The organism is Streptomyces sp. JK94 (assembly GCF_053613315.1).
Window position 1 is genome coordinate 15,733 of the sequence record NZ_JBSICH010000034.1, and the last position, 26,857, is coordinate 42,589.

General features: G+C 73.2%; 25 protein-coding genes, 1 tRNA gene and 1 pseudogene. 14 read left to right on the forward strand and 13 right to left on the reverse strand.

Annotated features, from left to right (window positions below):
* Positions 1 to 4: 4 nt before the first annotated feature.
* Positions 5 to 1,060, reverse strand: a complete 1,056-nt coding sequence (locus ACVV2G_RS26140; protein ID WP_453845214.1) for an LLM class F420-dependent oxidoreductase — start codon at positions 1,058 to 1,060, stop codon at positions 5 to 7.
* A gap of 111 nt (positions 1,061 to 1,171) precedes the next feature.
* On the opposite strand from ACVV2G_RS26140, the gene ACVV2G_RS26145 reads away from it, so the two are divergent.
* Positions 1,172 to 2,158: an aldo/keto reductase gene (locus tag ACVV2G_RS26145; protein ID WP_453845215.1), complete on the forward strand. Its 987-nt coding sequence runs from the start codon at positions 1,172 to 1,174 to the stop codon at positions 2,156 to 2,158.
* Entirely contained in the window at positions 2,155 to 4,584 is a 2,430-nt protein-coding gene (locus tag ACVV2G_RS26150) for a helix-hairpin-helix domain-containing protein (RefSeq protein WP_453845216.1), read from the forward strand. Before ACVV2G_RS26145 ends, ACVV2G_RS26150 begins: the two co-directional genes overlap by 4 nt.
* Positions 4,585 to 4,751: 167 nt before the next feature.
* Here the strand turns inward: ACVV2G_RS26150 and ACVV2G_RS26155 are convergent, their stop codons facing one another.
* Positions 4,752 to 5,579: a hypothetical protein gene (locus ACVV2G_RS26155; RefSeq protein WP_453845217.1), complete on the reverse strand. Its 828-nt coding sequence runs from the start codon at positions 5,577 to 5,579 to the stop codon at positions 4,752 to 4,754.
* A gap of 47 nt (positions 5,580 to 5,626) precedes the next feature.
* Here ACVV2G_RS26155 and ACVV2G_RS26160 point away from each other — a divergent pair, with 47 nt between their 5' ends.
* Positions 5,627 to 5,815, forward strand: coding sequence for a DUF5703 family protein (locus tag ACVV2G_RS26160; RefSeq protein ID WP_027758838.1), 189 nt, complete (start codon positions 5,627 to 5,629; stop codon positions 5,813 to 5,815).
* 109 nt (positions 5,816 to 5,924) lie between these two features.
* On the opposite strand, the gene ACVV2G_RS26165 is transcribed toward ACVV2G_RS26160, so the two are convergent.
* The 3 genes from ACVV2G_RS26165 to ACVV2G_RS26175 all read right to left on the reverse strand — a co-directional run bounded on the left by ACVV2G_RS26165 (position 5,925) and on the right by ACVV2G_RS26175 (position 8,604).
* Positions 5,925 to 6,695, reverse strand: a complete 771-nt coding sequence (locus ACVV2G_RS26165) for a chaplin (protein ID WP_453845218.1) — start codon at positions 6,693 to 6,695, stop codon at positions 5,925 to 5,927.
* Between the two features lie 183 nt (positions 6,696 to 6,878).
* Positions 6,879 to 7,112: a chaplin ChpH gene (chpH, locus tag ACVV2G_RS26170; protein WP_453845219.1), complete on the reverse strand. Its 234-nt coding sequence runs from the start codon at positions 7,110 to 7,112 to the stop codon at positions 6,879 to 6,881.
* Between the two features lie 166 nt (positions 7,113 to 7,278).
* Positions 7,279 to 8,604, reverse strand: coding sequence for a M20/M25/M40 family metallo-hydrolase (locus ACVV2G_RS26175; RefSeq protein WP_453845314.1), 1,326 nt, complete (start codon positions 8,602 to 8,604; stop codon positions 7,279 to 7,281).
* A gap of 173 nt (positions 8,605 to 8,777) precedes the next feature.
* On the opposite strand from ACVV2G_RS26175, the gene ACVV2G_RS26180 reads away from it, so the two are divergent.
* A tRNA-Leu gene (locus ACVV2G_RS26180) sits at positions 8,778 to 8,865 on the forward strand.
* A gap of 83 nt (positions 8,866 to 8,948) precedes the next feature.
* On the forward strand, positions 8,949 to 9,332 hold the full coding sequence (locus ACVV2G_RS26185; protein WP_453845220.1) for a YchJ family protein: 384 nt from the start codon (positions 8,949 to 8,951) through the stop codon (positions 9,330 to 9,332).
* Positions 9,333 to 9,360: 28 nt separating this feature from the next.
* Here ACVV2G_RS26185 and ACVV2G_RS26190 read toward each other — a convergent pair whose 3' ends face one another.
* A complete protein-coding gene (locus ACVV2G_RS26190; RefSeq protein WP_453845221.1) occupies positions 9,361 to 10,062 on the reverse strand; it encodes a FadR/GntR family transcriptional regulator in 702 nt (233 codons plus the stop codon).
* A gap of 137 nt (positions 10,063 to 10,199) precedes the next feature.
* Between ACVV2G_RS26190 and ACVV2G_RS26195 the strand changes: the two genes are divergently transcribed.
* Positions 10,200 to 10,727, forward strand: coding sequence for a gluconokinase (locus tag ACVV2G_RS26195; protein ID WP_453845222.1), 528 nt, complete (start codon positions 10,200 to 10,202; stop codon positions 10,725 to 10,727).
* A gap of 82 nt (positions 10,728 to 10,809) precedes the next feature.
* Positions 10,810 to 12,207, forward strand: a complete 1,398-nt coding sequence (locus tag ACVV2G_RS26200; RefSeq protein WP_453845223.1) for a GntP family permease — start codon at positions 10,810 to 10,812, stop codon at positions 12,205 to 12,207.
* Positions 12,208 to 12,249: 42 nt separating this feature from the next.
* On the opposite strand, the pseudogene ACVV2G_RS26205 reads toward ACVV2G_RS26200, so the two are convergent.
* Positions 12,250 to 12,588 (reverse strand): annotated as a pseudogene (locus ACVV2G_RS26205) (amino acid permease); the annotation flags it as partial.
* 79 nt (positions 12,589 to 12,667) lie between these two features.
* Complete coding sequence (locus ACVV2G_RS26210) at positions 12,668 to 13,618, reverse strand: hypothetical protein (protein WP_453845224.1); 951 nt, start codon at positions 13,616 to 13,618, stop codon at positions 12,668 to 12,670.
* Between the two features lie 299 nt (positions 13,619 to 13,917).
* On the opposite strand from ACVV2G_RS26210, the gene ACVV2G_RS26215 reads away from it, so the two are divergent.
* The 3 genes from ACVV2G_RS26215 to ACVV2G_RS26225 all read left to right on the forward strand — a co-directional run bounded on the left by ACVV2G_RS26215 (position 13,918) and on the right by ACVV2G_RS26225 (position 15,388).
* Positions 13,918 to 14,427, forward strand: coding sequence for an NUDIX hydrolase (locus ACVV2G_RS26215; protein WP_453845225.1), 510 nt, complete (start codon positions 13,918 to 13,920; stop codon positions 14,425 to 14,427).
* A gap of 224 nt (positions 14,428 to 14,651) precedes the next feature.
* Positions 14,652 to 15,044, forward strand: a complete 393-nt coding sequence (locus ACVV2G_RS26220) for a YidH family protein (protein WP_453845226.1) — start codon at positions 14,652 to 14,654, stop codon at positions 15,042 to 15,044.
* 2 nt (positions 15,045 to 15,046) lie between these two features.
* The gene (locus tag ACVV2G_RS26225) at positions 15,047 to 15,388 is read left to right on the forward strand and encodes a DUF202 domain-containing protein (protein ID WP_453845227.1); all 342 of its coding nucleotides are present in this window, start codon (positions 15,047 to 15,049) and stop codon (positions 15,386 to 15,388) included.
* 133 nt (positions 15,389 to 15,521) lie between these two features.
* Here ACVV2G_RS26225 and ACVV2G_RS26230 read toward each other — a convergent pair whose 3' ends face one another.
* Complete coding sequence (locus ACVV2G_RS26230) at positions 15,522 to 16,466, reverse strand: NADP-dependent oxidoreductase (protein WP_453845228.1); 945 nt, start codon at positions 16,464 to 16,466, stop codon at positions 15,522 to 15,524.
* A 73-nt stretch (positions 16,467 to 16,539) separates the two neighbouring features.
* On the opposite strand from ACVV2G_RS26230, the gene ACVV2G_RS26235 reads away from it, so the two are divergent.
* The 3 genes from ACVV2G_RS26235 to ACVV2G_RS26245 all read left to right on the forward strand — a co-directional run bounded on the left by ACVV2G_RS26235 (position 16,540) and on the right by ACVV2G_RS26245 (position 19,260).
* Entirely contained in the window at positions 16,540 to 16,836 is a 297-nt protein-coding gene (locus ACVV2G_RS26235) for a hypothetical protein (protein ID WP_453845229.1), read from the forward strand.
* A gap of 180 nt (positions 16,837 to 17,016) precedes the next feature.
* Positions 17,017 to 18,039 (forward strand): phosphotransferase family protein, encoded by a 1,023-nt coding sequence (locus ACVV2G_RS26240; protein WP_453845315.1) that lies wholly within the window; start codon positions 17,017 to 17,019, stop codon positions 18,037 to 18,039.
* 6 nt (positions 18,040 to 18,045) lie between these two features.
* On the forward strand, positions 18,046 to 19,260 hold the full coding sequence (locus tag ACVV2G_RS26245; protein ID WP_453845230.1) for an acyl-CoA dehydrogenase family protein: 1,215 nt from the start codon (positions 18,046 to 18,048) through the stop codon (positions 19,258 to 19,260).
* A gap of 37 nt (positions 19,261 to 19,297) precedes the next feature.
* Here ACVV2G_RS26245 and ACVV2G_RS26250 read toward each other — a convergent pair whose 3' ends face one another.
* The 3 genes from ACVV2G_RS26250 to ACVV2G_RS26260 are packed head-to-tail and all read right to left on the reverse strand — an operon-like array spanning position 19,298 to position 22,363.
* Positions 19,298 to 19,891, reverse strand: a complete 594-nt coding sequence (locus ACVV2G_RS26250) for a TetR/AcrR family transcriptional regulator (protein ID WP_453845231.1) — start codon at positions 19,889 to 19,891, stop codon at positions 19,298 to 19,300.
* 34 nt (positions 19,892 to 19,925) lie between these two features.
* Positions 19,926 to 21,596, reverse strand: a complete 1,671-nt coding sequence (locus ACVV2G_RS26255) for a class I adenylate-forming enzyme family protein (RefSeq protein WP_453845232.1) — start codon at positions 21,594 to 21,596, stop codon at positions 19,926 to 19,928.
* A complete protein-coding gene (locus tag ACVV2G_RS26260) occupies positions 21,593 to 22,363 on the reverse strand; it encodes an SDR family oxidoreductase (protein ID WP_453845233.1) in 771 nt (256 codons plus the stop codon). The genes ACVV2G_RS26255 and ACVV2G_RS26260 overlap by 4 nt, the downstream gene beginning before the upstream one ends.
* Before the next feature lie 172 nt (positions 22,364 to 22,535).
* Here ACVV2G_RS26260 and ACVV2G_RS26265 point away from each other — a divergent pair, with 172 nt between their 5' ends.
* Positions 22,536 to 23,792 (forward strand): exo-beta-N-acetylmuramidase NamZ family protein, encoded by a 1,257-nt coding sequence (locus ACVV2G_RS26265; RefSeq protein ID WP_453845234.1) that lies wholly within the window; start codon positions 22,536 to 22,538, stop codon positions 23,790 to 23,792.
* A gap of 48 nt (positions 23,793 to 23,840) precedes the next feature.
* Here the strand turns inward: ACVV2G_RS26265 and ACVV2G_RS26270 are convergent, their stop codons facing one another.
* Entirely contained in the window at positions 23,841 to 26,681 is a 2,841-nt protein-coding gene (locus ACVV2G_RS26270) for a penicillin acylase family protein (protein WP_453845235.1), read from the reverse strand.
* Positions 26,682 to 26,857: the final 176 nt, after the last annotated feature.

Sequence of the window (26,857 nt, forward strand, 5' to 3'; positions counted from 1 at the left end):
CCGGCTAGGCCAGTCCGGCGCGTTCCAGGGCCTCCGTGCCGGCGCGGAGCGAGGCGATCCGCTCGTCCAGGGTGAAGCCCGCGGGGGCGAGGGTCAGCGTGGTGACACCGGCGGCGGCGTAGGCCTTCATCCGGTCCGCGATGCGGTCGACGGAACCGAGCAGCGTCGTCTGGTCGATCAGGTCGTGCGGGACGGCCTCGGCGGCCCCCTGCTTGTCGCCGGACAGGTACTTGTCCTGGACCTCGGCGGCCTCCCGCTCGTAGCCCATGCGCTGGGCGAGCTGGTTGTAGAAGTTCTGCTTGCGGCTGCCCATGCCGCCGACGTAGAGCGCGGTGTACGGGCGGAAGGTGTCGGCGAGCGCGGTGACGTCCTTGTCCTCGCCGAGGGCGAGCGGCAGGGTCGGGCAGACGTCGAAGCCGTCGAGGGTCTTCCCCGCCTTCTCGCGCCCGGCGCGCAGGTGCCGGATCGCGGTGTCCTCCAGGTGGTCGGCGGACGGGAAGATCAGCAGGGCGCCGTCGGCGATCTCGCCGGTCTGCTCCAGGTTCTTCGGGCCGATCGCGGCGATGTACAGCGGGATGTGCTCGCGCTGCGGGTGCACGGTGAGCTTGATCGGCTTGCCGGGGCCGCCGGGCAGCGGCAGCGTCCAGTGCTGTCCCTCGTACGACAGCCGCTCCCGCGTCATCGCCTTGCGCACGATCTCGACGTACTCGCGGGTGCGGGCGAGCGGCTTGTCGAACGTGACGCCGTACCAGCCCTCGGAGACCTGGGGGCCGGAGACGCCGAGGCCGAGCCGGAAGCGCCCCTGGGAGAGGGAGTCCAGGGTGGCGGCCGTCATCGCGGTCATCGCGGGCTGGCGGGCCGGGATCTGGAAGATGGCCGAGCCGACGTCGATGCGCTCGGTCTGGGCGGCGACCCAGGTCAGCACGGTGGCCGCGTCGGAGCCGTAGGCCTCGGCCGCCCAGCAGACGGCGTAGCCGAGCCGGTCGGCCTCCTGGGCGACGGCCAGGTTGTCCGCGTCCATTCCGGCACCCCAGTAACCGAGGTTGATCCCGAGCTGCATGGCCGATTCCCCTTACCGATCAGTAACGTTGTGTGCGCCCGACCTTAGCGCGGGAATTCGGTTGTCCACAGGCCCCCACGGCGCAAGCCGTGGCCAGTAATGTCGGCGTTCATGGAGCAGAGGCATCTCGGCCGCACCGGCCTGCGCGTGTCACGCATCGGTCTCGGCACCCTGACCTGGGGCCGGGGCACCGACGAGCACGACGCCGCGGACCTCCTGAAGACCTTCTGGGAAGCGGGCGGGAGTCTCGTCGACACCGCGGACGTCTACGGGGACGGGGAGGCCGAGTACCTGCTCGGGCGGCTGATGGAGGGCCTTGTGCCGCGCCGGGACCTGGTGATCTCGACCAAGGCGGGCAGCGTGCCGGATCCCGACCGCCGTTTCGACGGTTCGCGCGCCCATCTGCTCTCCGCGCTGGACGCCTCGCTGGCCCGTCTCGGCACCGACCACGTGGACGTGTGGCATCTGCACGCCTTCGATCCGCACACCCCGCTGGAGGAGACGCTGCACGCCCTCGACGTGGCGGTGAGCAGCGGCCGGGCCCGCTACGCGGGGGTCTCCAACTTCTGCGGCTGGCAGCTGGCCAAGGCGGCGACCTGGCAGCTGTCGGCGCCGGGCGTGCGGAACCGGCTGGCGAGCACGCAGATGGAGTACTCGCTGCTCCAGCGGGGCGTCGAGCGCGAGGTGCTGCCGGCCGCCCTGGACCTGGGCATCGGCCTGCTGCCCTCCTCGCCGCTGGGCCGCGGGGTGCTCACCGGCAAGTACCGCAGGGACGAGACGCCGCCGGACTCGCGGGGCGCCTCGGGGCACCTGGCGCCGTTCGTCGCGCCCTACCTGGACGACACGGCCGGCCACATCGTGGACGCGGTGGCGACGGCGGCGGACGGGCTCGCGGTGACACCGCTCCAGGTGGCGCTGGCCTGGGTCCGCGACCGGCCCGGCGTGGTCGCCCCGATCCTCGGCGCGCGCACCGCGCAACAGCTCACGGCGGCGTTGTCAGTGGAGACCCTTAGTCTTCCCGACGAGATCTGCCGGGCGCTCGACGACGTGTCGGCGCCCGTGCACCGCTATCCCGATCACGACTGGAGCACGCTGTGAGCACGGAGCCCGAGTCCGCCTCCGAGGACGTCGCAGAAGCCGTGGACGCCGGGCCGGGGGCCCCGGGCACCACGGCCGGGGCCGAGCCGGGCTCCGCAGCGGGCGAGGCACCGGCCGACGGCCGGGCCACCGGGACCGAGGAGGCCGACGGGCGACCGGGAGGCGACGGCACGGACGGCGCCGGGCCGCCGGCGGCGGATGACGGGGCGGGCGCTGACGACCCGGCCGCCGGGGCGGCCGCGGGGCCGCTCGACCGGGAAGCCGACGGGACCGGGAGGGCCGCCGTCGACCCGGACGGCGCGCGCTCCGACGGTGACGGTGGGGCGGCTCGGCTCTCCGAGGCCGAGGCCGAGCTGGCCGCTCAGCGGGTCGAGCGGGAGCGGATCGAGCGGCGCAGGGCCGAGCGGCAGGAGGCGATCGCCGCCGGCGCCAAGCTCAGCGGCACGGCGGCGGATCTGCTGGCCGCCGTGCGCGCCGTGGAGAGCGGCGAGAAGCCGGCGGCCACGGTCTTCGGCGACCCCTCCCCCGCGCCGCGCCGCCCCGCCGGGGAGCCGGTGCGCCGGCCGCGGCCGGTGCCGGCCGGGCCCGCCGCCGGGCCCGTGGGACCCGCGCCGGAGACCGTGGAGGCCGTGCGGCGGGTACTGGCCGAGGGCGGCGCGCCCGAGGCGCTCGCCCCGCAGACGGCCGCGCTCCTCGGCGAGGCGGCGGAGGAGGCGCTGCGCGCGGACCCCTGGCGGTTGCTCGGGGTCGGCGGAGTCCGGCCGGAGCAGGCCGACGGGTTCGCCCGGGCGCTGCTCGGCGCGGCGTGCGGCCCGGAGGACGAGCGGCGTGGCCGTGCGATCACCGTGTGGCTGCTGGAGCAGGCGGCGCTGGCCGGGCACACGGCCCTGGAGCTGCCGCGGCTCACGGCCACCCTGGCCCAGCGGGGCGTACCGGACCCCGACGCCGCCGTACAGAGCACACTCGCCGAGGGGGAGGCGCTCGCCTTCCAGGACGCGCTGGAGCAGACCGGCACCCACCCGGAGCCCGCGCCGGGCGGCACGGAGGAGACGGCGGAGACGGCGGCGGACGGGGACGAGGACCGCCCGGTACGGGTCCTGGTCGGTCTGGAGCGCTACGCGCTCGCCGAGGAGAGTCTCGCCGACGGTCTGGCCCGCCTCGTCAACTCCGCGCCCGAGCAGGACGGTTCGGCGGCGGACTGGGAGCGGGCCGCCGCCGGAGCGCCGGGTTCCGCCGCCGACCTGATCCGTGCCGTCGCGAGCCATGGCCTGGTCCTGCACACCGGCGGGGAGGCGTCCCTCGCCGAACCGGCCGCTCTGCTGCACGCGGCGCGGGCCCTGGGTCTGCGCGCCTGGGCCGCCGCGCACGGGCCGCTCGGACGCGACCGCTTCGCCGCGCTGCTGGCCGGCCGGGTCTCCGAGCCGCACGCCCCGGAGCCCACCGGCCCGGACGGCCCCGGCCCGGATGACCGGGCCGTCGTCACCGTGGGCGGGCTGCTGGCCGGAGCCGAGGGGCCGGGGCGGGACGCGGACGGCGCCCTGGACCTCGATCTGCTCGTCGTGCTCGACGCGCCGCAGCTCGACGTCGAGGCGGGGGCCCTGCTGGCGGAGTCGCTGCCGGACGGGGCCCGGCTGGTGCTGGCCGGCGACCCGGCGGTGCTGTGGTCGGCGGGGCCCGGGCGGGTCTTCGCGGATCTGCTGGCGGCACAGGTCTGCCCCCGGATCGCCTCGCGGCGCCCGGACCCCGGGCCGCTCGGTGAGCTGGTCTCCGGCATCGGCGCCGGAGAGCTGGGCCAGGTGGAGGCGCCCGGCAAGGAGGTCGTGATCGTGCCGGTGCGCGACGCGGGCGAGGCCGTGCACCGCACCGTCCAGCTCGTCGCCGACTCGGTGCCGCGCGCGATCGGCGTCCCCCCCGAGGAGACCCAGGTGATCACGCCGGGCCACGGCGGCGCGGCGGGCACGCGAGTCCTCAACGCGGCGTTGAAGCAACGGCTGAATCCGGGCCCCGGCCGCTTCGGCGGCTTCGACCCCGGCGACCGCGTCGCCTACTCACCCGTACCCGGCCGCACGCTCCCGGGCCGGGTGGTGCGGGCCGACGCCGACGGGCTGCACCTGTCGTGCGCCGGCGAGGCCGTCGTCGTGCCGAAGGAGCGGGTGGAGCAGTCCGTACGGCACGGCTGGGCCCTGACCGCTCACCAGGCGGTGGGCGGCCGGTGGCCGGCGGTGGTCGTGGTCCTGCCCGGCGACGCCGCGCAGGCCCTCAGCCGCCCCTGGGTCTACACGGCGTTCGGCCGGGCCGTCCGTCATCTGTCCGTGGTGCACGGTGTGGAGCAGGCGCTGCCGCGTGCCGTCTCGGAGGTTCCCGCGAAGCAGCGCACCACCCGGCTGCCGGTGCTGCTCGCGCCGCAGGTCCCGGTGTCCGGCTGAGCCTCGGGGCGCCGGCCGCTCCCCCGGCCGTCCCCGGCGCCACGCCCCGTCGGCCCACGCCCTCGCTCCGCCCGGCCGGCCGAACACGCCGACGGCGGCGGCCACGGGACTCCCCCGCGGCCGCCGCCGTCACGTCGTCCCGCCCGGACCGCAGCGGCTCCCGCCGCTCAGCGCTCCGACTCGGTACGCGCCGCCGCACCGCCCCGGCCCGGGCCCGAGCGCGGGTCGAGGTTGTCGACCGCCTCCGGATCCTGGTCCGTGCCGAGGTCCTCGTCCTCGTCCAGATCCGTGTCCAGGTCCTCGTCCGGATCGTCCAAGTCGGCGCCGGCGCGCGCGACGCCCACGGCAACCTCGTCGAGGTCGTCGAGGTCGTCGGCCATGTCGTCGTCGAATTCGTCGTCGAACACCGCGCTGACGTCGAAGCGGCAGATCACCAGTTGCGCGTCGGCCTGCTCGAACGGGGCCTCCAGCCACTCGCCGGGATCGGCGGCCTCCTCGGCGGCCGTCACCCAGAGCGTGGAGTCGCCCTCCTCCAGGCCGAACTCCTTGTGCCGGGACGCGATCTCGTCCGGCTCGAACTCGCCGAACAGGAGACCGAGCGCCCCGTGCACCGTGCTGGAGGACGCCGCCCCCGCATCCTCGTCGTCCGCCGCCTCGACCCGGCGGGCCTGGGCCATCAGCCGTTGCGGCTCGGCCACGGCGTAGTCGCGGCGGATCAGGACGCTCAGGGCGTTCGGCTCCTCGGGACCGGCGTACGGCGGCAGCGAGTCGTCCGCACCGGGGATCTCGAAGGGAGTGACCTCGTCGTAACGGTCGTAGAGCAGTTCGTCGTACGCCTCCGCGGCCGCGGCCAGCTGGTTGAACGCGTCGTAGACGGCCGGGTCGTCCTCCCCCGACCGGCGTTCGACCGCGGCCAGGTGGCGGTCGAGCGCGGTCTTGACCGCCTCGGCGGCGGCGCGTACCTCGGCAGCGGTGGGCTGCGCAGCATCAGACATAGTGCAGACGCTATCCGTACCGGGCCCCAGCCCGCACAATAGATGCGATGCCGGAATACGAATTTGTCGACGTGTACGTGCCACGCGGGGTCTCCCGCAAGGAGACGACACGTCTGCTGACGGACCACGCCGAGTACGGACACTGGGAGTTGTACCGCCTGAGCCTGCTGCGCGACGGCAGCCGCAGGGTGCGGTTGCGCAGGCGGATCATCCGCCAGGTGCGCGCCACCTGGTGAGCCGGGCGACCGGCCGGACCGCGCACGGTCGCGGTCGTGGAGAGAGACGGAGACGGAGCGGGCCCCGCAGGTGCGGGGCCCGCCGTGCGTGCCGCGGAACCGGCTCGCGTCAGGCCGAAGCGCGTGCCTTGCGGTAGAGCACCGTGCCCGCGAGCAGCACGCCCGCACCCATCGGGAGAGCGAGACCGAGGGGCAGGTCACTGCCGGTCTCGGCGAGCTGCGCGTCGCCCCGGGGGTGGGCGACGGACTGGGCGCCCGGCTCGTTGCCCCGCGAGGAACCGCCCGGCGTCTCACCGTCCGACCCGGGCGGGGTTCCCGGAGTACCGGGGTCGCCCGGATTACCGGGGTCACCCGGGTCACCCGGGTCGCCCGGGTTCCCGGGAGGCGTCTCCTGGCCGCCACCGGGCGGCGTGGAGTGGTCCCCGCCACCCCCGTTGCCGCAGTCGTTGCCGGTGGTCGGGTTGAGGACGCCGACGACGTCGACGCTGTTGCCGCACACGTTCACCGGCACATGGACCGGCGCCTCGACGTGGTTGCCGGAGCCGACGCCGGGCGAGCCGGTGGCGTGCCCGCCCGCGTGCGCGCCTTCGTGCGAGCCGCCCCGGCCTCCGGGGTCGCCGTACCCGTCGGACGCGTCGCCGCCCCGGTTGGCGCACGAGTTGCCCATCGCCGGGTTGAGGACGCCGACGGCGTCGACCGTGTTGCCGCAGACGTTCACCGGCACGTGCACCGGTGCCTGCACCGTGTTGCCGGACAGTACGCCGGGCGAGCCGGAAGCCGAACCGTGCGCGCCCGAGTCCGCGTGGGCGGCGCCCGCGGCGGCGATCACGCCGGTGGCCGCCGCCATCGTCATCAGGCCCTTGCGGGTGACCTGTCGCATTTCCTGAATCCCTGCCTTGCCCTAGTCCCGTGGTACGAGATGTCCCGTAGCACTGAGAATGCCGAGAATTCCGACGTTGTCGTCGTTCCCACGCCCTCGAAGACGTCAAAGGCCGTCGACCCCGGAGCGCGGGACACGCTACGGGGCCGGCGGACTCAGAGCCTCAAGGGGTGAGGCACGACGTCACTTGTTGATGCAGACGTTGCCGAAGGCGGGGTTCAGCAGGCCGATCACGGAGACCGTGTTGCCGCAGATGTTCACCGGCACGTGAACGGGCACCTGAACGACGTTGCCGGAGAGGACACCGGGCGAGTGCACAGCGGCACCCTGGGCACCGGAATCGGCGACGGCCATGCCTGCGCTCGCGAGAACCAGACCACCGGTGGCGGCAGCGGCGGCGACGACCTTCTTGAGCATTGTTCCTCCTAGTTGGCAAAAGCGATCCAGGTTGCTGATCGCATCACTTGTAACGAGGAGGGAGTAATGAGGATACGAGCTTATGAGCGCATTCACTCGCCCCGGGCGCCTCCCGCACGCGCGGCCGAATAGCTCCGTGTGCGGAAGACGCGTTCCTCCGGGCGGTTCAGGACGCGTCGATGAAGCGGTCGAGCACCCGCACGCCGAACCGCAGTCCCTCCACCGGCACCCGCTCGTCGACCCCGTGGAACATGCCCGCGAAGTCCAGCTCCGGCGGCAGCTTGAGCGGCGCGAAGCCGAAGCCCCGGATGCCGAGGTCGTCGAAGGACTTCGCGTCCGTACCGCCGGAGAGCATGTAGGGGATCGCCTTCGCGGCCGGGTCCTCGGCCACCAGCGCGGACTGCATCGCGTCGACGAGCGCTCCGTCGAAGGTGGTCTCGACGGCCTTGTCGGCGTGCACGTCCTCGCGCCGCACCTTCGGCCCGAGGATCCGGTCGAGGTCGGCGAGGAACTCCTCCTCGTGTCCGGGCAGGAACCGGCCGTCGACGTGCGCGGTGGCTTCGCCGGGGATGACGTTGACCTTGTAACCCGCGCCCAGCTGGGTCGGGTTGGCGGTGTTGCTCAGGGTCGCGCCGATGAGCTTGGCGATGCCGCCGAGCCTGGCGAGGGTCCCCTCCATGTCCTCCGGGTCGAGTTCGGTGCCGAGCGCGTCGCCCAGTTCGTCGAGGAAGGCCCGGGTGGTCTTGGTGACGCGGACGGGGAACGTGTGACGGCCGAGGCGGGCGACCGCCTCCGACAGCTCCGTGATGGCGTTGTCACGGTGGATCATCGACCCGTGCCCGGCGGTGCCGGCCACGGTCAGCTTCATCCAGTGCATGCCCTTCTCGGCCGTCTGGATCAGGTACAGGCGGCGCTGCTCGCTCACGGTGAAGGAGAAACCGCCCACCTCGCTGATGGCCTCCGTGACGCCCTCGAAGAGGCCGGGGTGGCGGTCGACGAGATGGCGGGCGCCGTACGTCCCGCCGGCCTCCTCGTCCGCGAGGAACGCCAGCACGATGTCGCGCGGGGGCTTGCGCCCGCTGCGCAGCCGGTCGCGGACGACCGCGAGGGTCATCGCGTCCATGTCCTTCATGTCGACCGCGCCGCGCCCCCAGACGCACCCGTCCGCGATCTCGCCGGAGAAGGGGTGGTGGGTCCAGTCGTCCGCGTTGGCCGGAACCACGTCGGTGTGGCCGTGGATGAGCAGCGCGGGCCGGGACGGGTCCTCGCCCTCGATCCGGGCCACCGTGGAGGCGCGTCCGGGGTGGGACTCGAAGATCCGCGGTTCGAGTCCCACCTCGGCGAGCTTCTCGGCGACGTACTCCGCCGCCTCGCGCTCACCCGGACCCGAGTGGTCGCCGTAGTTGCTGGTGTCGATCCGGATCAGTTCGCGGCAGAGGTCGACGACCTCGTCCTCGCCGGTGACGCTCCTGGCCGTACCCGAGTCGCTCACGTGCTTCCTCCCGCTGTCACTGCTCATGTCACTGCCGACGGTCGTGCCGGTGGGTCCCCCTCATCCTCCTCCCCGGACCGTCCGCGCCCAAGGAGGGGGTGATCGGCCACCCCGGAAAGCCTGGTAATGTTTACGTCGTCGCCGCGGGCAACGCCCCGCACGACAGACACCTTGTCCGGGTGGCGGAATGGCAGACGCGCTAGCTTGAGGTGCTAGTGCCCTTTATCGGGCGTGGGGGTTCAAGTCCCCCCTCGGACACCAGTGAAGGCCCCTGCCGAGCAGGGGTCTTCTGCTTTTCAGGACTGCTCCGCGAGGCCGGACCGACGGGGCCCGGTGCGGGCACAATGGCCGACATGACCACGCCTTCCTGCCCCTGCGGGCTGCCCGGGCCGTACGAGAGGTGCTGCGGCCGCTTCCACACGGGGGCCGCCTCCGCACCGACCGCCGAGGCCCTGATGCGCTCGCGCTACAGCGCCTTCGTCCGTCTCGACGCGGGCCACCTGCTGCGCACCTGGCACCCGCGGACGCGACCCGAGCGGCTCGACCTCGATCCGGGCACGCGGTGGACCGGGCTGGAGATCCTGGACACGACCGGCGGGTCCGCCTTCCACTCCGCCGGCACCGTGACGTTCCGGGCGTCCTACCGCGGGGGCTCGCTGCACGAGCGGAGCCGCTTCGAGCGGGTCGACGGAGCGTGGGCGTACCTCGACGGGGAGTTCCTCGCGTAGATCCGCGCGTGGATCCGCCCGGCGGGCTTCAGGGCGCCAGGATGTCCAGTTCCTGCAGCGCCCCCACCGTGATCTCCCGGGTCAGCCGCTCCGCGCGTTCGGCGTCACGGGCGCGGACCGCCTCGGCGACCTGGACGTGCAGGGTGACCGCGGCCGGGTCGGGGTCCTCGAACATCACGTCGTGGTGCGTGCGGCCCGCCAGGACCTCGGCGACGACACCGCCGAGACGGGCGAACATCTCGTTGCCCGAGGCGGTCAGGATGACGCGGTGGAAGGCCACGTCGTGGAAGAGGTAGCCCTCCAGCCGGTGGCCGCGCGAGTGGGCGACCATGCCGAGCGCGCACTCGGTCAGCTCGGCGCACTGCTCCGGCGTGGCGTGGCGCGCCGCCAGGCCCGCCGCCACCGGCTCGACCGCCGACCGCAGCACGGTCAGGGAGCGCAGCTGCCGCGGGCGGCCGGAACCGGCCAGGCGCCAGCGGATGACCTGGGGGTCGTAGACGTTCCACTCGCACTCGGGGAGGACGGTCACGCCCACCCGGCGGCGCGACTCGACCAGGTGCATGGACTCCAGCACCCGCACGGCCTCCCGCATCACGGAACGCGACACCTCGAAACGCTGGGCCAGTTCGTCCGTGCGCAAAACGCTGCCCACGGGGTATTCGCCCGCTGTGATGGCGGGACCGAGGGTGTCCAGTACGCGGCCGTGCAGCCCCCGGCCAGGTGTGCTCATGCACTCAGCGTACGGGCCATGTCACGCGAACAAAAAGTCAGACTTATATGTCACAGGCTCTTGAATTCGTCGTACCTAATGAGTTTCAGTTGCGTCGACATCACGTGTCGACGAAGACAGCAGACAGCGAGAGTGCGATGCAGCGACTGCACACCCCCCACGTCGTCGTGGTCATGGGCGTGGCGGGCACCGGGAAGACCACCATCGGTCCCCTGCTCGCGGCCCGGCTCGGCGTTCCCTACGCCGAGGGCGACGACTTCCATCCGCCGGCCAACATCGCCAAGATGACGGCCGGCACCCCGCTCACCGACGAGGACCGCCTGCCCTGGCTGGACGCCATCGGCGGCTGGGCCCACGAGCGGGCGGGACTCGGCGGGGTGGTGAGCAGCTCGGCACTGAAGCGGTCGTACCGCGACCGGCTGCGGGCCGCCGCTCCCGGTGTCGTCTTCGTGCATCTCACGGGCAGCCGCGAGCTGATCGAGGACCGGATGTCGCACCGGCAGGGGCACTTCATGCCGACGGCCCTGCTCGACTCCCAGTTCGCCACGCTCCAGCCGCTGGAGCCGGACGAGGCGGGCGTCGCGGTGGACGTCACCGGCGCCCCCGAGGAGATCGCCGAACGGGCGACGAACGCCCTGACGGGCCTTCCCGAGCCGCTCCGGTAACCCCCGCTCCCGCCTTCGGGGCCGTACCCCCGCCTGGGTCCGGCCCTGCCCTGCCCGCCCCCATCACCTCAAGGAAGCCACCGTGACCAGACTCAGCGCCGAGATGCTGGCAGCGGACACCGTCGAGCCCATCACCTCGGCCGGCCACGCCCAGCTGGGCATCGCCGTGCTCCTGGGCATCGCCGTCATCGTCCTGCTCATCACCAAGTTCAAGCTGCACGCCTTCCTGTCGCTGACCATCGGGTCGCTGGCGCTCGGCGCGTTCGCCGGGGCGCCGCTGGACAAGGTCATCACCAGCTTCACCGCCGGGCTCGGCTCCACCGTCGCGGGGGTCGGCGTACTGATCGCCCTCGGCGCGATCCTCGGCAAGATGCTCGCCGACTCCGGTGGCGCCGACCAGATCGTGGACACCATCCTCGCGAAGGCGACGCCGCGTTCGATGCCGTGGACGATGGTGCTGATCGCCTCCGTCATCGGACTGCCGCTGTTCTTCGAGGTCGGCATCGTCCTGCTGATCCCGGTCGTCCTGATGGTCGCCAAGCGCGGCAACTACTCGCTGATGCGCATCGGCATCCCGGCGCTGGCCGGCCTGTCCGTCATGCACGGCCTGGTCCCGCCGCACCCCGGCCCGTTGGTCGCGATCGACGCGATCGGCGCCAACCTGGGTGTGACGCTCGCGCTGGGCGTCCTGGTCGCCATCCCGACGGTGATCATCGCCGGTCCGGTGTTCTCCCGGTACGCGGCCCGCTGGGTGGACGTCCCGGCCCCCGACCGCATGATCCCGCAGCGCGCCTCCGAGGACCTGGAGAAGCGCCCCGGCTTCGGCGCGACCCTGGCCACGATCCTGCTGCCGGTCGTGCTGATGCTGGCCAAGGCCCTCGTCGACATCATCGTCGACGACCCCGAGCACCTCGTGCAGCGCACCTTCGACGTCGTCGGCAACCCGCTGATCGCCCTGCTCGCCTCGGTGATCGTCGGCATCTTCACGCTGCTGCGCCCGGCCGGGTTCGGCAAGGACCGGCTGTCGGGCCTGGTCGAGAAGGGGCTCGCGCCCATCGCGGGCATCCTGCTGATCGTCGGCGCGGGCGGCGGTTTCAAGCAGACGCTGATCGACTCCGGCGTGGGACGGATGATCCTGGAGATCTCCGAGGACTGGTCGATCCCGGCGCTGCTGCTGGCCTGGCTGATCGCGGTGGCGATCCGGCTGGCGACCGGCTCGGCGACCGTGGCGACCGTCTCGGCGGCCGGTCTGGTGGCGCCGCTGGCGGCCGACATGTCGATGACCCACGCGGCCCTGCTGGTCCTGGCCATCGGCGCCGGCTCGCTCTTCTTCAGCCACGTCAACGACGCGGGCTTCTGGCTGGTGAAGGAGTACTTCGGCCTGGACGTCGGCCAGACCGTCAAGACCTGGTCCGTCATGGAGACGATCATCTCGGTCGTCGCCGGTGCCCTGGTCCTGCTGCTGTCCCTGGTCGTCTAGCGGTACGGCGGCCCCCGCGCGGTACGGCGTGTCCCGTCGGCCGCCCCGGGGCGCCGGTCCACGCGCGCGTCGGGAGATGCGGGCGTAGAAGGCGCCCGCGTTGTGGACGTGCCGGCTCGTCTCGGCGTACCCGACGCTGAACAGGACCGGCACCACGCCCAGGAGCACGAAGAGCAGCGGCTGTCCGACGACGCCCATCACCGCCAAGGTGGTGGGCATGACGCCCGCGACCGCCATGAGCGGGGCGGTGGCGGCGAGGACGGAGAGCAGCGGGCCGCCGGCGGTCAGCCGGCCGGCGCGCAGCGTCCGCTCCTGGCCTTTGCAGGTGTTGATGGCGCCACCGCCGGCGGGCCTGCCTCTGTGCAAACTGCCCGTGGTCACCGGAGGACGTCCTTCTTGTCGGAGGACGTCCTTCTTGTCAGGGGACGTCCTTCTTCCTGTACGTCGTGGTCGGGGAGGGTCAGGCCGCTCCGAGCGCGCCGGCGCGGGCGGTGCGGAAGGCGCGGTCCGGGTCGCGGTCCGGGTACGACCACGGAGCGGGCGTGGCGTGCTCGCCGATGCGGTGGAAGAGGGCGGCGGCCTCGGCACCGCGGCCCTCGCAGGACTTGGCGTGGGCGAGGAAGTTGAGGTCGACCAGCCGGCGGGGGTGGCCGTCCTGCTCCCACTCCAGCCACCAGTCGAAGGCCGCCTTCATCACGAGCCGGGCGCGCCGGCCGGTCCAGTGGCCGGAGGCGTCCGGGACGGCGGGCTCCAGCCCGGCGGCGGCCAGGACGCGGTAGCGCTCGGCGTGCGCGACGACCGGGAGGACGGCGAGCGGGGAGTCGGCGGGGGCCTGCTCGGCGGCCCAGTTCGCGAAGTCGTACACCTCGTGCAGCGGGTCCGGACCGTCGTCGCCGCGGCGTTCGGCGAGCCGGGCCACCATCAGGTGGTGGGCGTGGTGGTGGTCGGGGTGCCGGCCGCGCACCGCCTCGAAGACGCGTACGACCTCGTCGTCCGTGCCCAGCGAGCGTTCCAGTGCGAGGAGTCCGAGCCAAGGCGTGGGATCGTCCGGGACGAGCGCGGCCGCGTCCCGGCACACCGTCCGGACCCGGTCCGCCTTCTCCTTGCCGCGCAGGGCGCGGTGGACCTGGGCGAAGGCGAGCAGGACCGGGGCGTCGGGCGAGTCTGGTTCGGCGAGCAGCCACTCGCGGGCCCAGGCGGTGCAGTAGGGCTGCTTGGCGAGGACGGACACCCGGTGTCCCCTGCGGTCCCAGTCGTCGCCCGTGTGGAGCAGCAGGGAGCGGGCGGGCTGCCAGCGGCCCTGGGCCAACGCGGCCCGGGCGGTGACGAGTTCGGCGTCGTCGAGGGCTTCGTCGAAGACCTGGGCGGCGCGTCCTCGGCCGCGGCCGAGGGGAGGCGGAGGTGGGGACACCGCGGGAACTTCCTCACGCGACACGGTAGGTCGTCGTAGCCGGTTGCCATGAACTGATCACGCTCAGCAAACCCGCGGCCAAGGCTTGGCGTCAAGCGCCGACAGACCGTTTACACGCGTCAACCCCCGTGTCGGCAGGGGCACTTGTCGGCCATTCTCACGCCGCTCCCCCGCCCGCGCCGGGCGGCTTCCCCGCTCCCCGCCGCCTGAAGGGTCTGTGTCCGGCCGTGCCGCAGGGCGGGGGCGGGCGCGCGGGACCCGCGACGGCACCGGACGGGCGGCGCTGCTTGGATGCAGGCATGAGCGCTGCTGACGAGATCCTCGACGTCGTCGACGAGAACGACCACGTCGTCGGGCAGGCCCGGCGGGGCGACGTGTACGCGCGGGGACTGCGCCACCGCTGCGTGTTCGTGTACGCGCGGGACGCCCGGGACCGCGTCTTCGTCCACCGCCGCACGGCGGTGAAGCTGGTGTTCCCGTCCCTGTACGACATGTTCGTCGGCGGCGTGGTGGGCGCGGGCGAGTCCTACGACGACGCGGCGCTGCGGGAGGCACGGGAGGAGCTGGGGGTGACCCGGCTGCCGCGGCCGGAGCACCTCTTCACGTTCCTCTACGACGACGGCGCCGGCCGGAGCTGGTGGTCGGCGGTGTACGAGGTGCGTTGCGAGGGGCCGGTCGCCCCGCAGGTGGAGGAGGTGGCCTGGCACGGCTTCCTGACGGAGACGGAGCTGGAGCGCCGGCTCGGGGAGTGGGAGTGGGTGCCGGACGGTCTGGCGGCGTACGCGCGGTTGCGGGCCCGGCGGGGGTGACGGAGGCGAGGGGGTGTACGCCGCCGGAGGGACCGGCGGGCGTCCCGCGCGCGTGCCGGTGCGGGCGGGCAGGCGGGCGGACGAGGGGGCCGGTGGCCGCGGGGCTCCCCGGCGGCACGACCCTCCGCAGTCGCGGGGGCCCCGCATACGGCGGGAAGAGGACGGAAGCGCCCGGGGGCCGCCCTCACCGGCCACCGCAGCCGCCCGCCCGATAGGGTTCCCGAGTGATCGAATTCGTGCGGAACGTCCGGCTCTGGTTCGCCCCCGGGGAGGTCCGGCAGGAGGGCGGCACCCCCGACTACCGGTTCTCGCTCGCCAACGAACGCACTTTCCTGGCCTGGCTGCGCACGGCTCTCGCCCTGGTCGGCGGCGGTTTCGCCGTGGACCAGTTCCTGCCCGACCTGCGCTGGGGCTGGCGGGTGGGTCTCGCCCTCGCCCTGCTCGCGGCCGGCGTGCTCTGCTCGCTGCGCGCCGTGAACCACTGGGTGCGCTGCGAGCGGGCCATGCGTCGCGGCGAGGACCTTCCGGTCTCCCGCTTCCCGGTCCTGCTCAGCCTGGTCGTCGCCGTGGTCGCCGTGGTCATGGTCGTCGTGGTCCTCGTCGACTGGGAGGGCTGAGCGTGAGCGCCGACGCCCCCGGCGCCGAACCCGCCGTCCCCGCGCGCGACCCCGGCCTCCAGCCCGAACGCACCCGGCTCGCCTGGCGCCGGACGACCCTGTCGGGCACCGTGGCCGCCGTGCTCGCGGCGAAGGCCGCGCTGCACGGGGGCCCGAGCCCGGCCTCGATCGTCGCCGCCGCCCTGTGCTGCGCGCTCTGGCTGGTCTTCCTGCGCCTCGCCCACGCCCGCATCCGCACCCTCGCCGCAACCGGCCGGCCCCGCGCGCTGACCCCCCGGTACGCCACGGCGGCGACCCTGTGCACGGTCGCGCTCGCGGTGTGCGGCGCCTTCCTCGTCCTCTAGGGCCCCGCGCGGCCGACCACCAGGCCCCTGTCCCGCGCGGCCCACCGTCACGCCCGGCCCGCCTCCCCGTCCACCGTCACCACGGTCTTCCTCCCCATGCGCCATCACCACGGTCCTCCTCCGCGGCCCACCGTCACGTCCGGCCTTCCTCCCCGTCCACCGTCACCACGATCTTCCCCCGCGTGTGCCCCTCCTGGCTGCGCCGGTGCGCGTCCGCCGCCCGTTCCAGCGGGAACGTCTCCGACACGTGCACGGTCACGACCCCCTGCTCCGCCAGCTCGGTCAGCCGCAGCAGGTCGTCCGCGTCGGGGCGCACGAAGCAGTACCGCCCGCCGTAGCCGACGACGTCCGCGTCGGCGATCGACACCAGCCGGCCCCCGGGGGCCAGCAGGTTCGCCGAGACCGTCAGCGTCTCGCCGCCGACCGTGTCGAACACCGCGTCCACGCCCTCGGGCGCCAGTCCCCGCACCCGCTCGGCCAGTCCCTCCCCGTACGCCACCGGCTCCCCGCCCAGCGCCCGCACGAAGTCGTGGTGGTGCTCGCCGGCCGTACCGACCACCCGCGCCCCCAGATGCCGCCCCAGCTGGACGGCGATCGAGCCCACCCCGCCCGCGGCGGCGTGCACCAGGACGGTCTCACCCCGTTGCACCCGCAGCGCCTTCAGCAGCACCTGGTACGCGGTCAGCCCGGTCAGCGGCAGGCCGGCCGCCTCCTCGTGGGTGAGGTTGCGCGGCTTGCGCGCGAGGGTGCGCACGGGCGCCGCCACGTACTCGGCGAAGGTCCCGCGGGAGAGGAAGTCCTCACGGACGTAGCCGATGACCTCGTCCCCGGCCGCGAACTCCGTGACGGACGCCCCGGGCCGCACGACGACTCCCGAGAGGTCCCACCCGGGGACCACCGGGAAGACGGGCTGGAGCAGCGCGTCGAGGTGGCCGTCCCGGCACTTCCAGTCGACGGGGTTGACGGCGGCGGCCCGCACCTTCACCAGAACCGAGTCGGGCCCGACCCGCGGATCGCGGACCTCGCCGTACTCCAGCACCTCGGGGCCGCCGTACCGTGCGTAACTGATCGCCTTCATGGCTCCGACCCTCCGGGGTACCCGGGCGCCACGCAAGCCGAATGTCCGCATATACGCCGTTGAGGTGAGCGCCATGACCACTCTCCACCAGGAACACACGGCCCACGACCACGCCCACGGCCCCGCCTGCGGGCACGCCGAGGTGCCGCACGGCGACCACGTCGACTACGCGCACGACGGACACCTGCACCGCGCGCACGGCGGCCACTGGGACGAGTGCGAGCCCTCCGGGCACACCGCGCACGAGAGTCACGAGCACCGCCACGACGAGAACTGCGGGCACGCGCGCGTGCGCCACGGCGACCACGTCGACTACCTCCACGACGGCCACCGGCACGCCGCGCACGACGGCCACTGGGACGACCACTGACCGACGGTCCGCCGCTCGCTCCGGCCCGGCCCCCGGGCACCGCCGACGGCTCCCGGCACCCCCGTGCCGGGAGCCGTCGGCCCGTCGTGGCGCCGATCACGTCCGGTTCGCCCACTGGACGGCATACCGACTGGTCGGCATCATGACTCGGGTACTGTTCGCCTGCCCGTAGGAGCGATGATGAGCCCCGACCACCCGCCCGGACTCGATCTCGACCGGTTGCGCGGCCTGCTCGACCGCGAGCGGCCCGGACTGGTGACCGGCCCGCTGTCCGGCCGGCTGATCGAGGGCGGACGGTCGAACCTCACCTACGCGGTCTCGGACGGCACCGCGCGCTGGGTCGTACGACGCCCCCCGCTCGGCCACGTCCTGGCCACCGCGCACGACATGAAGCGCGAGCACCGCGTCATCAGCGCCCTGCACCCGACGAGGGTGCCGGTACCGGGCACCGTCCTCCTCTGCGAGGACGAGGAGGTCCTCGGGGCGCCCTTCTACGTCATGGAGTTCGTCGAGGGCACCCCGTACCGCACCGCCGGCCAGCTCGCCCCGCTCGGCCCCGAGCGCACCCGCTCCGCCGTGCTCAACCTGGTCGACACGCTCGTCGAACTGCACGCGGTGGACCCCGCCGAGGCGGGTCTCGCGGACTTCGGCCGCCCCGAGGGCTTCCTGGACCGGCAGCTGCGGCGCTGGGCCAAGCAACTGGACGCCTCCCGCAACCGCGACCTGGCCGGCATCGACGAACTGCACGCCACGCTCGGCCGGGAGCTGCCCCGCTCCCCGGCCCCGGCGGTCGTGCACGGCGACTACCGCCTCGACAACGTGCTGATCGGCGACGGCGACGAGATCAAGGCGGTCCTCGACTGGGAGATGTCCACGCTCGGCGACCCGCTCACCGACCTCGGCCTGCTGGTGATGTACAGCAGGCCGCTCGGCATGCCCGACTCCCCCGTCTCCACCACCGCCCAGGCCCCCGGCCACCCCGCGCCGTCCGAGCTGATCGAGCGGTACGCCGCGCGCTCGGGGCGCGACGTGTCCGGCGTCGCCTGGTACACGGCGTTCGCCTGGTTCAAGCTCGCCGTGATCCTGGAGGGCATCCACTACCGCTACACGCTGGGCCAGACGGTCGGCCGCGGTTTCGACCGCATCGGCGATCTCGTCCCCGTCTTCATCGAGCACGGCCTGACCACCCTCCAGGAGGACTGACCCGCCATGGACTTCGCGTTCGACGCACGCACCGAGGAACTCCGCGCCAGGCTGCTCGCCTTCATGGACGAGCACGTCCATCCGGCCGAGCAGGTCGCCCACGAGCAGCGCGCCCGCCTCGCCTCGCCGTGGGACACCCCGCAGGTCGTCGAGGACCTCAAGGCCGAGGCCCGCCGCCAGGGCCTGTGGAACCTCTTCCTGCCCGACGCCGAGCACGGCGCCGGCCTCACCAACCTCCAGTACGCGCCGCTCGCCGAGATCACCGGCCGCAGTCCGCAGCTGGCGCCGACGGCGACGAACTGCGCGGCGCCGGACACCGGGAACATGGAGGTGCTGGCCCAGTTCGCCGACGAGGCGCAGAAGAAGCAGTGGCTCCAGCCGCTGCTCGCCGGTGAGATCCGCTCGGCGTTCGCGATGACCGAGCCGGACGTGGCCTCCTCGGACGCCACCAACATCACCACGCACATCGAGCGCGACGGCGACGAGTACGTCGTCACGGGCCGCAAGTGGTACATCTCCGGGGCGATGAACCCGGACTGCCGGATCTTCATCGTGATGGGCAAGACCGACCCGGCCGGCGAGGACATCCGCCGCCAGCAGTCGATGGTGCTGGTCCCGCGCGACACGCCCGGCGTCACCGTCGACCGGGCCATGCAGGTCTTCGGTTACGAGGACCACTCCCACGGCGGCCACGCCGAAGTGACCTTCGACCACGCGCGCGTGCCGGTGTCGAACCTGATCGGCGAGGAGGGCGGCGGGTTCGCCATCGCCCAGGCCCGCCTGGGTCCGGGCCGCATCCACCACTGCATGCGGCTGATCGGCATGGCCGAGCGGGCGATCGAGCTGATGTGCCGTCGGGCGGTGGACCGGACCGCCTTCGGCAAGGCGCTGGCCCAGCAGGGCGTCGTGCACAACTGGATCGCGGACGCGCGGGTCACCGTGGAGCAGCTGCGGCTCCTGGTGCTGAAGACCGCCTGGCTGATGGACACCGTCGGCAACCGGGGCGCCCACACCGAGATCCAGGCCATCAAGATCGCCACGCCCCGCGCGGTGGTCGACATCATCGACCGGGCCATCCAGCTGCACGGCGCGGGCGGCGTGAGCCAGGACTTCCCGCTGGCCGAACTGTATGCCGGAGCCCGGACCCTGATGATCGCCGACGGCCCGGACGAGGTGCACCAGCGCTCGCTGGCGCGCCGGGAGATCAAGAAGTACCTCTGAGACGCGACGACGCCCCCGGGGAGCCGGGGGCGTCACCTCACGGGCGCAGTGCCCGCAGCAGCAGGTCGGCCAGGTGGTCGGCCACTTCCTGCGGGCCGAGCGGCCCGTCGGGGCGGTACCAGGTGGACAGGTGGTGGACGGAGCCGAAGTGGTAGTCCACCACGAGGTCCGCCGGGGCCTCCTTGGTGAAGACGCCGGCCCGCTGGCCCTCCTCGATCAGGGCGCGGAAGCGTTCGTGGTAGCGCCGGCGCTCCGCGCGTACCTGCCTGTTCTTCTCCGGGCTCAGCTGGTGCATGGAGCGGAAGAAGATCGACGCGTCGTCGAGGTTGTCGATGGTCGTGACGACGACGTCGGCCGCCGCGTCCCGCACCCGCTTCTCGACCGGCTCGTCGGACCCCGCGAAGGCGTCCAGGCGTTCCTGCTGGAGGCGCAGGACGCGCGCGTACACCTCGTGCAGCAGGTCGTCCTTGGAGCCGAAGTAGTGGTACAGCGCGCCCTTGGTGACGCCGGCCGCCTCCACGATCTCCTGTACCGAGGTGCGGTCGTAGCCCTGCTCTGCGAAGAGCCGGGTGGCGGCGGCCAGGAGCCGCTGCGGCACCGGAGTGCCGTCCCCGTCCGTGGTCCTGGGCACTGCCGTCACCTGCCTTTCCGTTTTCAGTGTCCGTTCACCGTTCGTCCTGATGCGCGCGGGAACGCAGTTCCCGACGAAGGATCTTGCCACTCGCCGTCTTCGGCAGCTCGGGCAGGATCTCCACCTGGCGCGGATACTTGTAGGCGGCCAGTTTCTCCGCGCAGTACGCGGCGAGCGCGTCCGGGTCCGCCTCGGCGCCCGGACGGAGGCTGATGTACGCCTTGACGGTCTCCCCTCGGTACCCGTCGGGCACGCCGAAGACGGCGGCCTCGCGCACCGCCGGGTGGGTGTAGAGCACATCCTCCACCTCGCGCGGCCAGACCTTGAAGCCGGAGGCGTTGATCATGTCCTTCTTGCGGTCGACGACGTAGAGCCACCCCTGGGCGTCCATGAAGCCGATGTCACCGGTGCGCAGCTCGCCGCCGGGGAAGGTCTCGGCGGTGGCGTCGGGGCGGCGCCAGTAGCCGGGTACGACCTGCGGGCCGCTCACGACGATCTCGCCGTGCTCCCCGAAGGGCACCTCCGCGCCCTGCTCGTCGACGATCCGGACGACGCTCTCGGGGCCGGGCACGCCGACGGCGAGGGTCCCGGAGACCGGGTCGACGGGCGCCTCCAGGTGGGGCGGGACGGAGGCGCAGGGGGCCGTGCACTCGGTCAGCCCGTAGCCGTTGCGGATGTACGGTCCGAAGCCGGCCCGGAACTTCTCCACCAGGGCGGGGGGCAGCGGGGCGCCGCCGGAGGAGATGTTCGTGAAGGACGCGAAGTGCGCGCGGGTGACGGCCGGATGGGCTGCCAGCGCCATGAAGGCGGTGGAGGGGCCGACCGTGTAGTGCGGCCGGTGCTCCGCGAACGCGTCCAGCACGACGCCCGCCTCGAAGCGGTACGCCAGGACGAGGGTGCCCACACTGTTCAGGCAGGCACCGAACTCGCAGACCATGCCGGTGATGTGGAACAGCGGCGCCAGCGCGAAGTAGACGGGCGCCTCGGGCAGGCCGAGCCCGGTGCGCTGCCGCTCGGCGTTGTACATGATGTTGCGGTGCGTGTTGGTGGCGCCCTTGGGCGTGCCGCTGGTGCCCGAGGTGTAGCTGATGAGCGCGGTGCCGTCGGGGCCCGGGTCGCGGTCCTCGGGCGCCCTGTGGCCGGCGCGGGCCGCCTCCACGAGGTCGTCGGCGTCGGCGGCCGGGGGCAGCCGCTCGAACGCCAGCACGCGCGCGTCCCGGCGGCTCTGGAAGTCCAGCTCGCAGCCGGTGAGCACGATCCGCACCGGCGAGTCGGCGGCCGTCTCGCGCAGGTACGACTCCCAGGCCCGGTCGGAGCAGACCAGGGCGGCCACCTCGCCGTCCCGCAGGACGTGCCCGACCTCGCCCGCCTTGTACATGGGGTTGACGGGCACGACCACCGCGCCGGCCTTCCAGGCGCCCAGCACGGCGAGCACGAAGTGCGGCGAGTTCTGCAGCAGGACCGCCACCCGGTCGCCGTGCTCCAGGCCCCGGGCGGCGAGGTGCCCGGCGACGGAGTCGCTCAGCTCGTCCACCTCGCGGTAGGTGAGGCGGCCGTCGAAGTAGGCGAGGAAGGCCCGGTCGGGGGCCTCGGCGGCGGCCCGGCGCAGGGAGTGCACCAGGGAGGGCTCCGGGGCGAGCGGCGCCTTCTGGACGTCGGTCAGCAGGTCCAGCCAGGGCTTGGCCGCGTAGCGGGAGCCGGTCACCGGGCCGTCGCCTCCTCCCACTGCCGCTGGAGCCGGTTCATGCCGTGCAGCCAGCGGTCCGGCTCGGTGGCGCGGGCCTGGTAGTACTCGGCGACCTCGGGGTGCGGGAGGACCAGGAACCGGTCCTCCTCGATGCCCCGGAAGAGGGCGGTCGCCACGTCCTCGGGGTCGATGGCGGTCGGCGCGAGCACCAGGTCGCCCGCGCTGCCGCTCGCGGTGAGCATGTCGGTGCGCACGCCCTGCGGGCAGATGGCGTGGACCTTGATCCCGCGGTGGCGGTAGGTCAGGGACAGCCACTCGGCGAAGGCGTAGGCGCCGTGCTTGGTGACGCTGTAGGGCGCGGCGCCGATCATGGTGAGCAGTCCGGCGGCCGAGACGGTGGAGACGAACCGGCCGCTGCCGCGCTCCAGCCAGTCGGGGATCAGCTCGTGGGCCGCCCGCACGTGCGCCATGACGTTGACGTCCCAGGCGAGTGCCCAGACGGCCTCGTCGGCCGCCTCCGTGCCTCCGGAGCCGACGCCCGCGTTGGCGCAGTACACGTCCACCCTGCCGTCCAGCGCCTCACGGGCCTCGGCGACGACCGCCGAGGCGTCGCCCGGGAGCGCGATGCCGCCGATCTCGTCGGCGACGGCCTTAGCCCGGCCGGCGTCCAGGTCGTTGACGACGACCCGGGCCCCCTCGGCCGCGAAGCGGCGGGCCAGCGCGGCACCGATGCCGCCTCCCGCCCCGGTGACCACGACTCCGGCATCCTGCACGGCTTCCACCATCGGTCTCCTTCGACACGGCTCGGGCTCTGCTGGCTCCCCGTTGCTGCGTCAGACTAACCAGTCGGTATGTACGGCGGAAGGGGCGAACCGCGGTTCGCCTCGTTCCGCGCGGACGGGGACGCGGGTTAGCGTGCGTGCGCATGACACCCGCCGCGATCACGGAGGTCACCGCATGACGCTGTCCAGACGGTCCCTGCTCGCCACCACGGCCGCGGTGGCGGCCACCACAACGGCCTCCGCGGCCGGCACGGCGCAGGCGGCCCCCGACGGTCACGGCGGCCGCCGGCTGCGCACCGGCTTCGAACGCCTCGCCGACGACGGCTACGCCCTGCTGGACGGGCAGCGGGTCGGCGTCGTCACCAACCCGACCGGCGTCACCCGGGACGTGCGCCACGTGGTCGACGTCATGCACGCCGACGACCGGGTGGACCTGACGGCCGTCTTCGGTCCCGAGCACGGCTTCCGCGGCACCGCGCAGGCGGGCGGTTCCGAGGGCCGGTACGACGACCCCGCGACCGGGCTGCCGGTCTACGACACGTACCAGAAGAGCGGGCAGCCCCTGGCCGACGTCTTCACGGCGTCCGGCGTGGACACCGTCGTCTTCGACATCCAGGACGTCGGCGCGCGCTTCTACACGTACATCTGGACGCTGTTCGACTGCATGGAGGCGGCGCGGCTCGCGGGCAGGCGGTTCGTCGTCCTGGACCGGCCCAACCCGGTGACCGGGCGGGCGGCCCTCGGGCCGGTCCTGCACGAGGAGTTCGCCTCCTTCGTCGGCCGGCGGCCGATCGCGCAGGCGCACGGCATGACGGTCGCCGAGCTGGCGCGGCTGTTCAACGGCGAGTTCCTGGCGTCGCCGGTGCCGCTGGAGACGGTGCGGATGTCGGGCTGGAAGCGCTCGGAGTTCTACGACGCCTCCGGGCTGCCCTGGGTGCCGCCGAGCCCCAACATGCCGACGCCGGAGTGCGCGCTGGTGTACGCGGGGACGTGCCTGTTCGAGGGCACGAACCTGTCCGAGGGGCGCGGCACCACCCGCCCCTTCGAACTGCTCGGGGCCGAGGGCGTCGACGGGAGCTGGGCCGCCGCCGCGAACGGGCTCGGCCTGCCGGGTGTGCGCTTCAGGGAGGCGTACTTCACGCCCACCTTCTCCAAGTTCCAGGGGAGGACCGTCGGGGGTGTGCAGATCCACGTGCACGACCGGGCCGCCCTCGACCCGGTGCGCATGGGGATCGCCCTTCTGGTGACCGCGAAGCGGACCTGGGAGGGTTTCGCCTGGCGGCCGGACCACTGGATCGACAGGCTCACCGGCTCCACGCAGGTCCGGACGATGATCGACGCGGGCGCGGACACCGACGAGGTGGTGGGCGGCTGGGAGCGGGAACTGGCGGCGTTCCGGAGGAAGCGCCGCCAGTACCTCCTTTACGGGTGAGTCCGCGCCGCCCGTGCCTCCGCTACGGGTGAGGCCGCGCCCGGCCCGTCACCGGTGCGACGTGAACTCCACGACCTGCTGGTAGGTCGGCCGGTTCTGCCAGCCGATCCCGCCGTGCCGGATGCCGCCGAGGGTGCGGTGGATCACGGAGTCGGCGCACCACTGGTCGCCCGCCGCGCAGTTCTCGTCACCGGGATAGACCTGGGCGGACGTCCGGCCCGCCGCCTCCCCCAGGGTGGCCAGCAGGGTGTCCCGGCAGGCGGCGAGGTCGCCGCCCCCGCAGTACGCGCGGGCCAGGGGGCCCTTGACGGGCTCACCGAGCACGGCCCGGACGTCCTTGTCGACGTAGCTCCACCAGCCGTACTGGAAGGCGCTGCCGGCGTGCGCGCCGGTCGGTCCGTGGGCGGCGGACGGGGACTCGTCGACGGGGAGGTTGCGGGTGAAGGCGGTGTACAGGCCGCTGCCCAGGCCGGGTTCGAACATGGCCTTCACCAGCAGCGGCCACCAGGCGTCCAGCGTACGGATCGCGTCGGCGTGGGCGTACTTCTTCGAGCCGGCCGACGTCTCCGTGCGCAGGCCGCCCGCCGCCCGCCACGCCTTGAGCCGGTCCACGGCGGTCTTCACCGCGGGCTCGGCGACCGGCGCGGAGTCGATCACCTTCAGCAGGTCCGGCAGTACGCCCTCGGCCCGCAGGTCGGCGAGGCCCGCCTCCGCCATGGCCCTCACCAGCGCGGCCCGGGTGACGCCGCCCCCGGCGACCAGGTCCTTCACGCGGTCGTCGAGCAGGTTGCCGCGGTGGACCGAGCCGTTGCCCCAGGGGGCGGTGGTGTAGTCCCTGGCCTGTTTGTTGTTCCAGGACACGTAGTAGTCCTGGTCGACCGACCGGGGGTGGGCCGACGCGGGCGTGTAGCGGGCGGTGTTGGCGGCCGGGTCCCAGTCCGCCCACTCGTACGGCGGGCGCGCCCAGACCGGGAAGTCGGCGTCGACGCCTTCCGCCCGTACCGGGTTGTCGCCGCTGTTGTAGTACGCGGTGCGCTCGGAGTCGGCGTAGAACCAGTTGAAGGTGTAGTTGATGTGCTGGACGGCGCTCTGGAAACGCTCCGGGCCGTTCAGGTAGTCCGGGTCGTTGAGCATCTGGAAGCCGATGATCGAGTCGGCCTCGTGCAGGTACGAGGACCGCAGCGTGGTGTAGGCGACCTTCTTCCCGCCGACCGTGGCGCGGTACTCGACCGGGCCGTACTCCGTGCGCCAGACCCGCATCGTGTAGGAGCCGGCCGCGGTGGAGTCGGCGACGGTCGGTTTCCAGGCGTTCCTGCGCTCGATCTTCTCCATCGGCGTGCAGGTGCCGCGGTGGAGGTAGTGGTAGTCGTCCCGGCACAGCTCGACGGCGTAGGTGTCGATGATGTCCTGGCCGGAGGTGGTCGCGCTCCACGCGTAGTCCTGGCCGCGGCCGAGTTCGACGTACATGCTCAGGCCCGCGAAGGAGGCGCCGCGGGCGCTGATGCCGGGGCCCTGGATCTCCTGGAGCATGAGGAGCTGGGGGGCGAAGTAGCCGGTCTGCGGGCCGAAGACGGCGACCGGGTGGCCGCTCGCGGTGTGCTCGCCGCTGACCACGAGGGCGTTGGACATGCCGCGCCGGGCCGAGGAGACGGCCGCGTCCGCCGCCGTGGCGGAGGCGCCGGTCGCGCCCGGGCCGGCCGCGCCGCCCGTGCGGTCGTGCACCAGCGGCTCGGCCGTGACCGAACCGGCGTCGGGCAGGGCGCGGCCCTGCGGGTCGTCGGGCCTGGGCAGGTACGGGAAGCTGCCGGTCTGCTGGGTGAGGACCGCCTCGGGGTCGTTGCGCTGCCGGAAGGACTCCCAGACCTTCGTCCCCTCGGCGACGCCGTGTTTCTCCTGGGCGGCGAGCAGCGAGAGGGCGTTGGCGACCTCGCCGCCGCCTCCCGCGCCGAAGAGGGAGCCGATGACGGAGGCCAGGGCGATCAGGTCGGTGCGCTGGAAGCGCTCGATGGTGCCCGCGTTGGTGAGGGCGTCCTTGTGGCCGGTCAGGACGTACTCGCCGGGGAAGTAGCGGCCCTTGTCGGAGGCGTCGATGTAGGCGTTGATGCCGGCGACGTAGGCGTCCACGTCGGCCAGGGCCAGCTCGCCGCGCTCACCGGCCTTGGCGGCGGCGCCGAGGATCTGCGCCTCGAGGTCGGCCTCGGTGTACGGGGCGCTGCGCCAGAACTGCTGCTCCAGGCCCTGGTTGGCGGGGGCACCGCCGGCGAAGGGGGTCAACTGGCCGCGTCCGACGTGCCGGAAGAGGTCCATCAGCCACAGCCGGTCCTGGGCCGCCGCGTAGCCGGCGCCGAACTCGGTGCCGTAGCGGGTGGTGCCGGTGATGTGCGGCACGCCCGTCTTCTTGTCGCGGACGATGGTCACGTCGTCGCGTCCGGCGGGGCGGACGGTCGAGGCGACCTGGCCGGCGGGGACACCGAACGAGGCGTCGTTGAAGAAGTCGTTGATCTTGTCGTTGGTGAGGCCGGAGTAGCCGGTGGCGAGGTTCGCGTAGGGCCCGAGCTGGTCCTCGGCGTGGGCGGGCCGGGTGCCGAAGGCCTGGTTGAGGAGGATCTGGGCGAGGGTGGCGTTGCCGTTCTGACCGGGCGGCAGGATGTCGGAGCACTGGCCGCCGCAGTGGTCGTCCGCCGCCGCGGCGGTCGTCGCGGCGGTCGTTCCGGTGGCCGGTTTCGGGGTGTTGTCCGGGCCGGGGCCCGTTCCGGCGGCCATCGCGGGGGAAAGCGGGGACAAAAGACCGGCGACGAGGGCGCATACGGAAGCGCCCTTCAGGAACCCGTGGAAGCCGCGGGGAGTTCTCAGTCTGTCGAGGGCGTTGCGTGGGGTGCGCCGTGGCATGGCAGCTCCTCCCGACGGGGATGGGCCGGACGTTACCGCCGGTATCCCCGCACAGGAAGATGAACATGCGTCACGTTTCGGAGTGGGTGGATCGGCTTATGAGGGGCATCGGAAAACGGATGGAGCCGAATCGCCTGTCGATACGTCTATTCGGCGACGTCCGTACGACGACGCCG

Coding starts and splice junctions, on each gene's coding strand:
- ACVV2G_RS26140 (WP_453845214.1), bottom strand. CDS start 1,060: ATGCAGCTCGGGATCAACCTCGGTTACTGGGGTGCCGGAATGGACGCG.
- ACVV2G_RS26145 (WP_453845215.1), top strand. CDS start 1,172: ATGGAGCAGAGGCATCTCGGCCGCACCGGCCTGCGCGTGTCACGCATC.
- ACVV2G_RS26155 (WP_453845217.1), bottom strand. CDS start 5,579: ATGTCTGATGCTGCGCAGCCCACCGCTGCCGAGGTACGCGCCGCCGCC.
- ACVV2G_RS26160 (WP_027758838.1), top strand. CDS start 5,627: ATGCCGGAATACGAATTTGTCGACGTGTACGTGCCACGCGGGGTCTCC.
- ACVV2G_RS26165 (WP_453845218.1), bottom strand. CDS start 6,695: ATGCGACAGGTCACCCGCAAGGGCCTGATGACGATGGCGGCGGCCACC.
- chpH (WP_453845219.1), bottom strand. CDS start 7,112: ATGCTCAAGAAGGTCGTCGCCGCCGCTGCCGCCACCGGTGGTCTGGTT.
- ACVV2G_RS26185 (WP_453845220.1), top strand. CDS start 8,949: ATGGCCGACATGACCACGCCTTCCTGCCCCTGCGGGCTGCCCGGGCCG.
- ACVV2G_RS26190 (WP_453845221.1), bottom strand. CDS start 10,062: ATGAGCACACCTGGCCGGGGGCTGCACGGCCGCGTACTGGACACCCTC.
- ACVV2G_RS26195 (WP_453845222.1), top strand. CDS start 10,200: ATGCAGCGACTGCACACCCCCCACGTCGTCGTGGTCATGGGCGTGGCG.
- ACVV2G_RS26215 (WP_453845225.1), top strand. CDS start 13,918: ATGAGCGCTGCTGACGAGATCCTCGACGTCGTCGACGAGAACGACCAC.
- ACVV2G_RS26230 (WP_453845228.1), bottom strand. CDS start 16,466: ATGAAGGCGATCAGTTACGCACGGTACGGCGGCCCCGAGGTGCTGGAG.
- ACVV2G_RS26235 (WP_453845229.1), top strand. CDS start 16,540: ATGACCACTCTCCACCAGGAACACACGGCCCACGACCACGCCCACGGC.
- ACVV2G_RS26240 (WP_453845315.1), top strand. CDS start 17,017: ATGAGCCCCGACCACCCGCCCGGACTCGATCTCGACCGGTTGCGCGGC.
- ACVV2G_RS26245 (WP_453845230.1), top strand. CDS start 18,046: ATGGACTTCGCGTTCGACGCACGCACCGAGGAACTCCGCGCCAGGCTG.
- ACVV2G_RS26260 (WP_453845233.1), bottom strand. CDS start 22,363: ATGGTGGAAGCCGTGCAGGATGCCGGAGTCGTGGTCACCGGGGCGGGA.
- ACVV2G_RS26265 (WP_453845234.1), top strand. CDS start 22,536: ATGACGCTGTCCAGACGGTCCCTGCTCGCCACCACGGCCGCGGTGGCG.
- ACVV2G_RS26270 (WP_453845235.1), bottom strand. CDS start 26,681: ATGCCACGGCGCACCCCACGCAACGCCCTCGACAGACTGAGAACTCCC.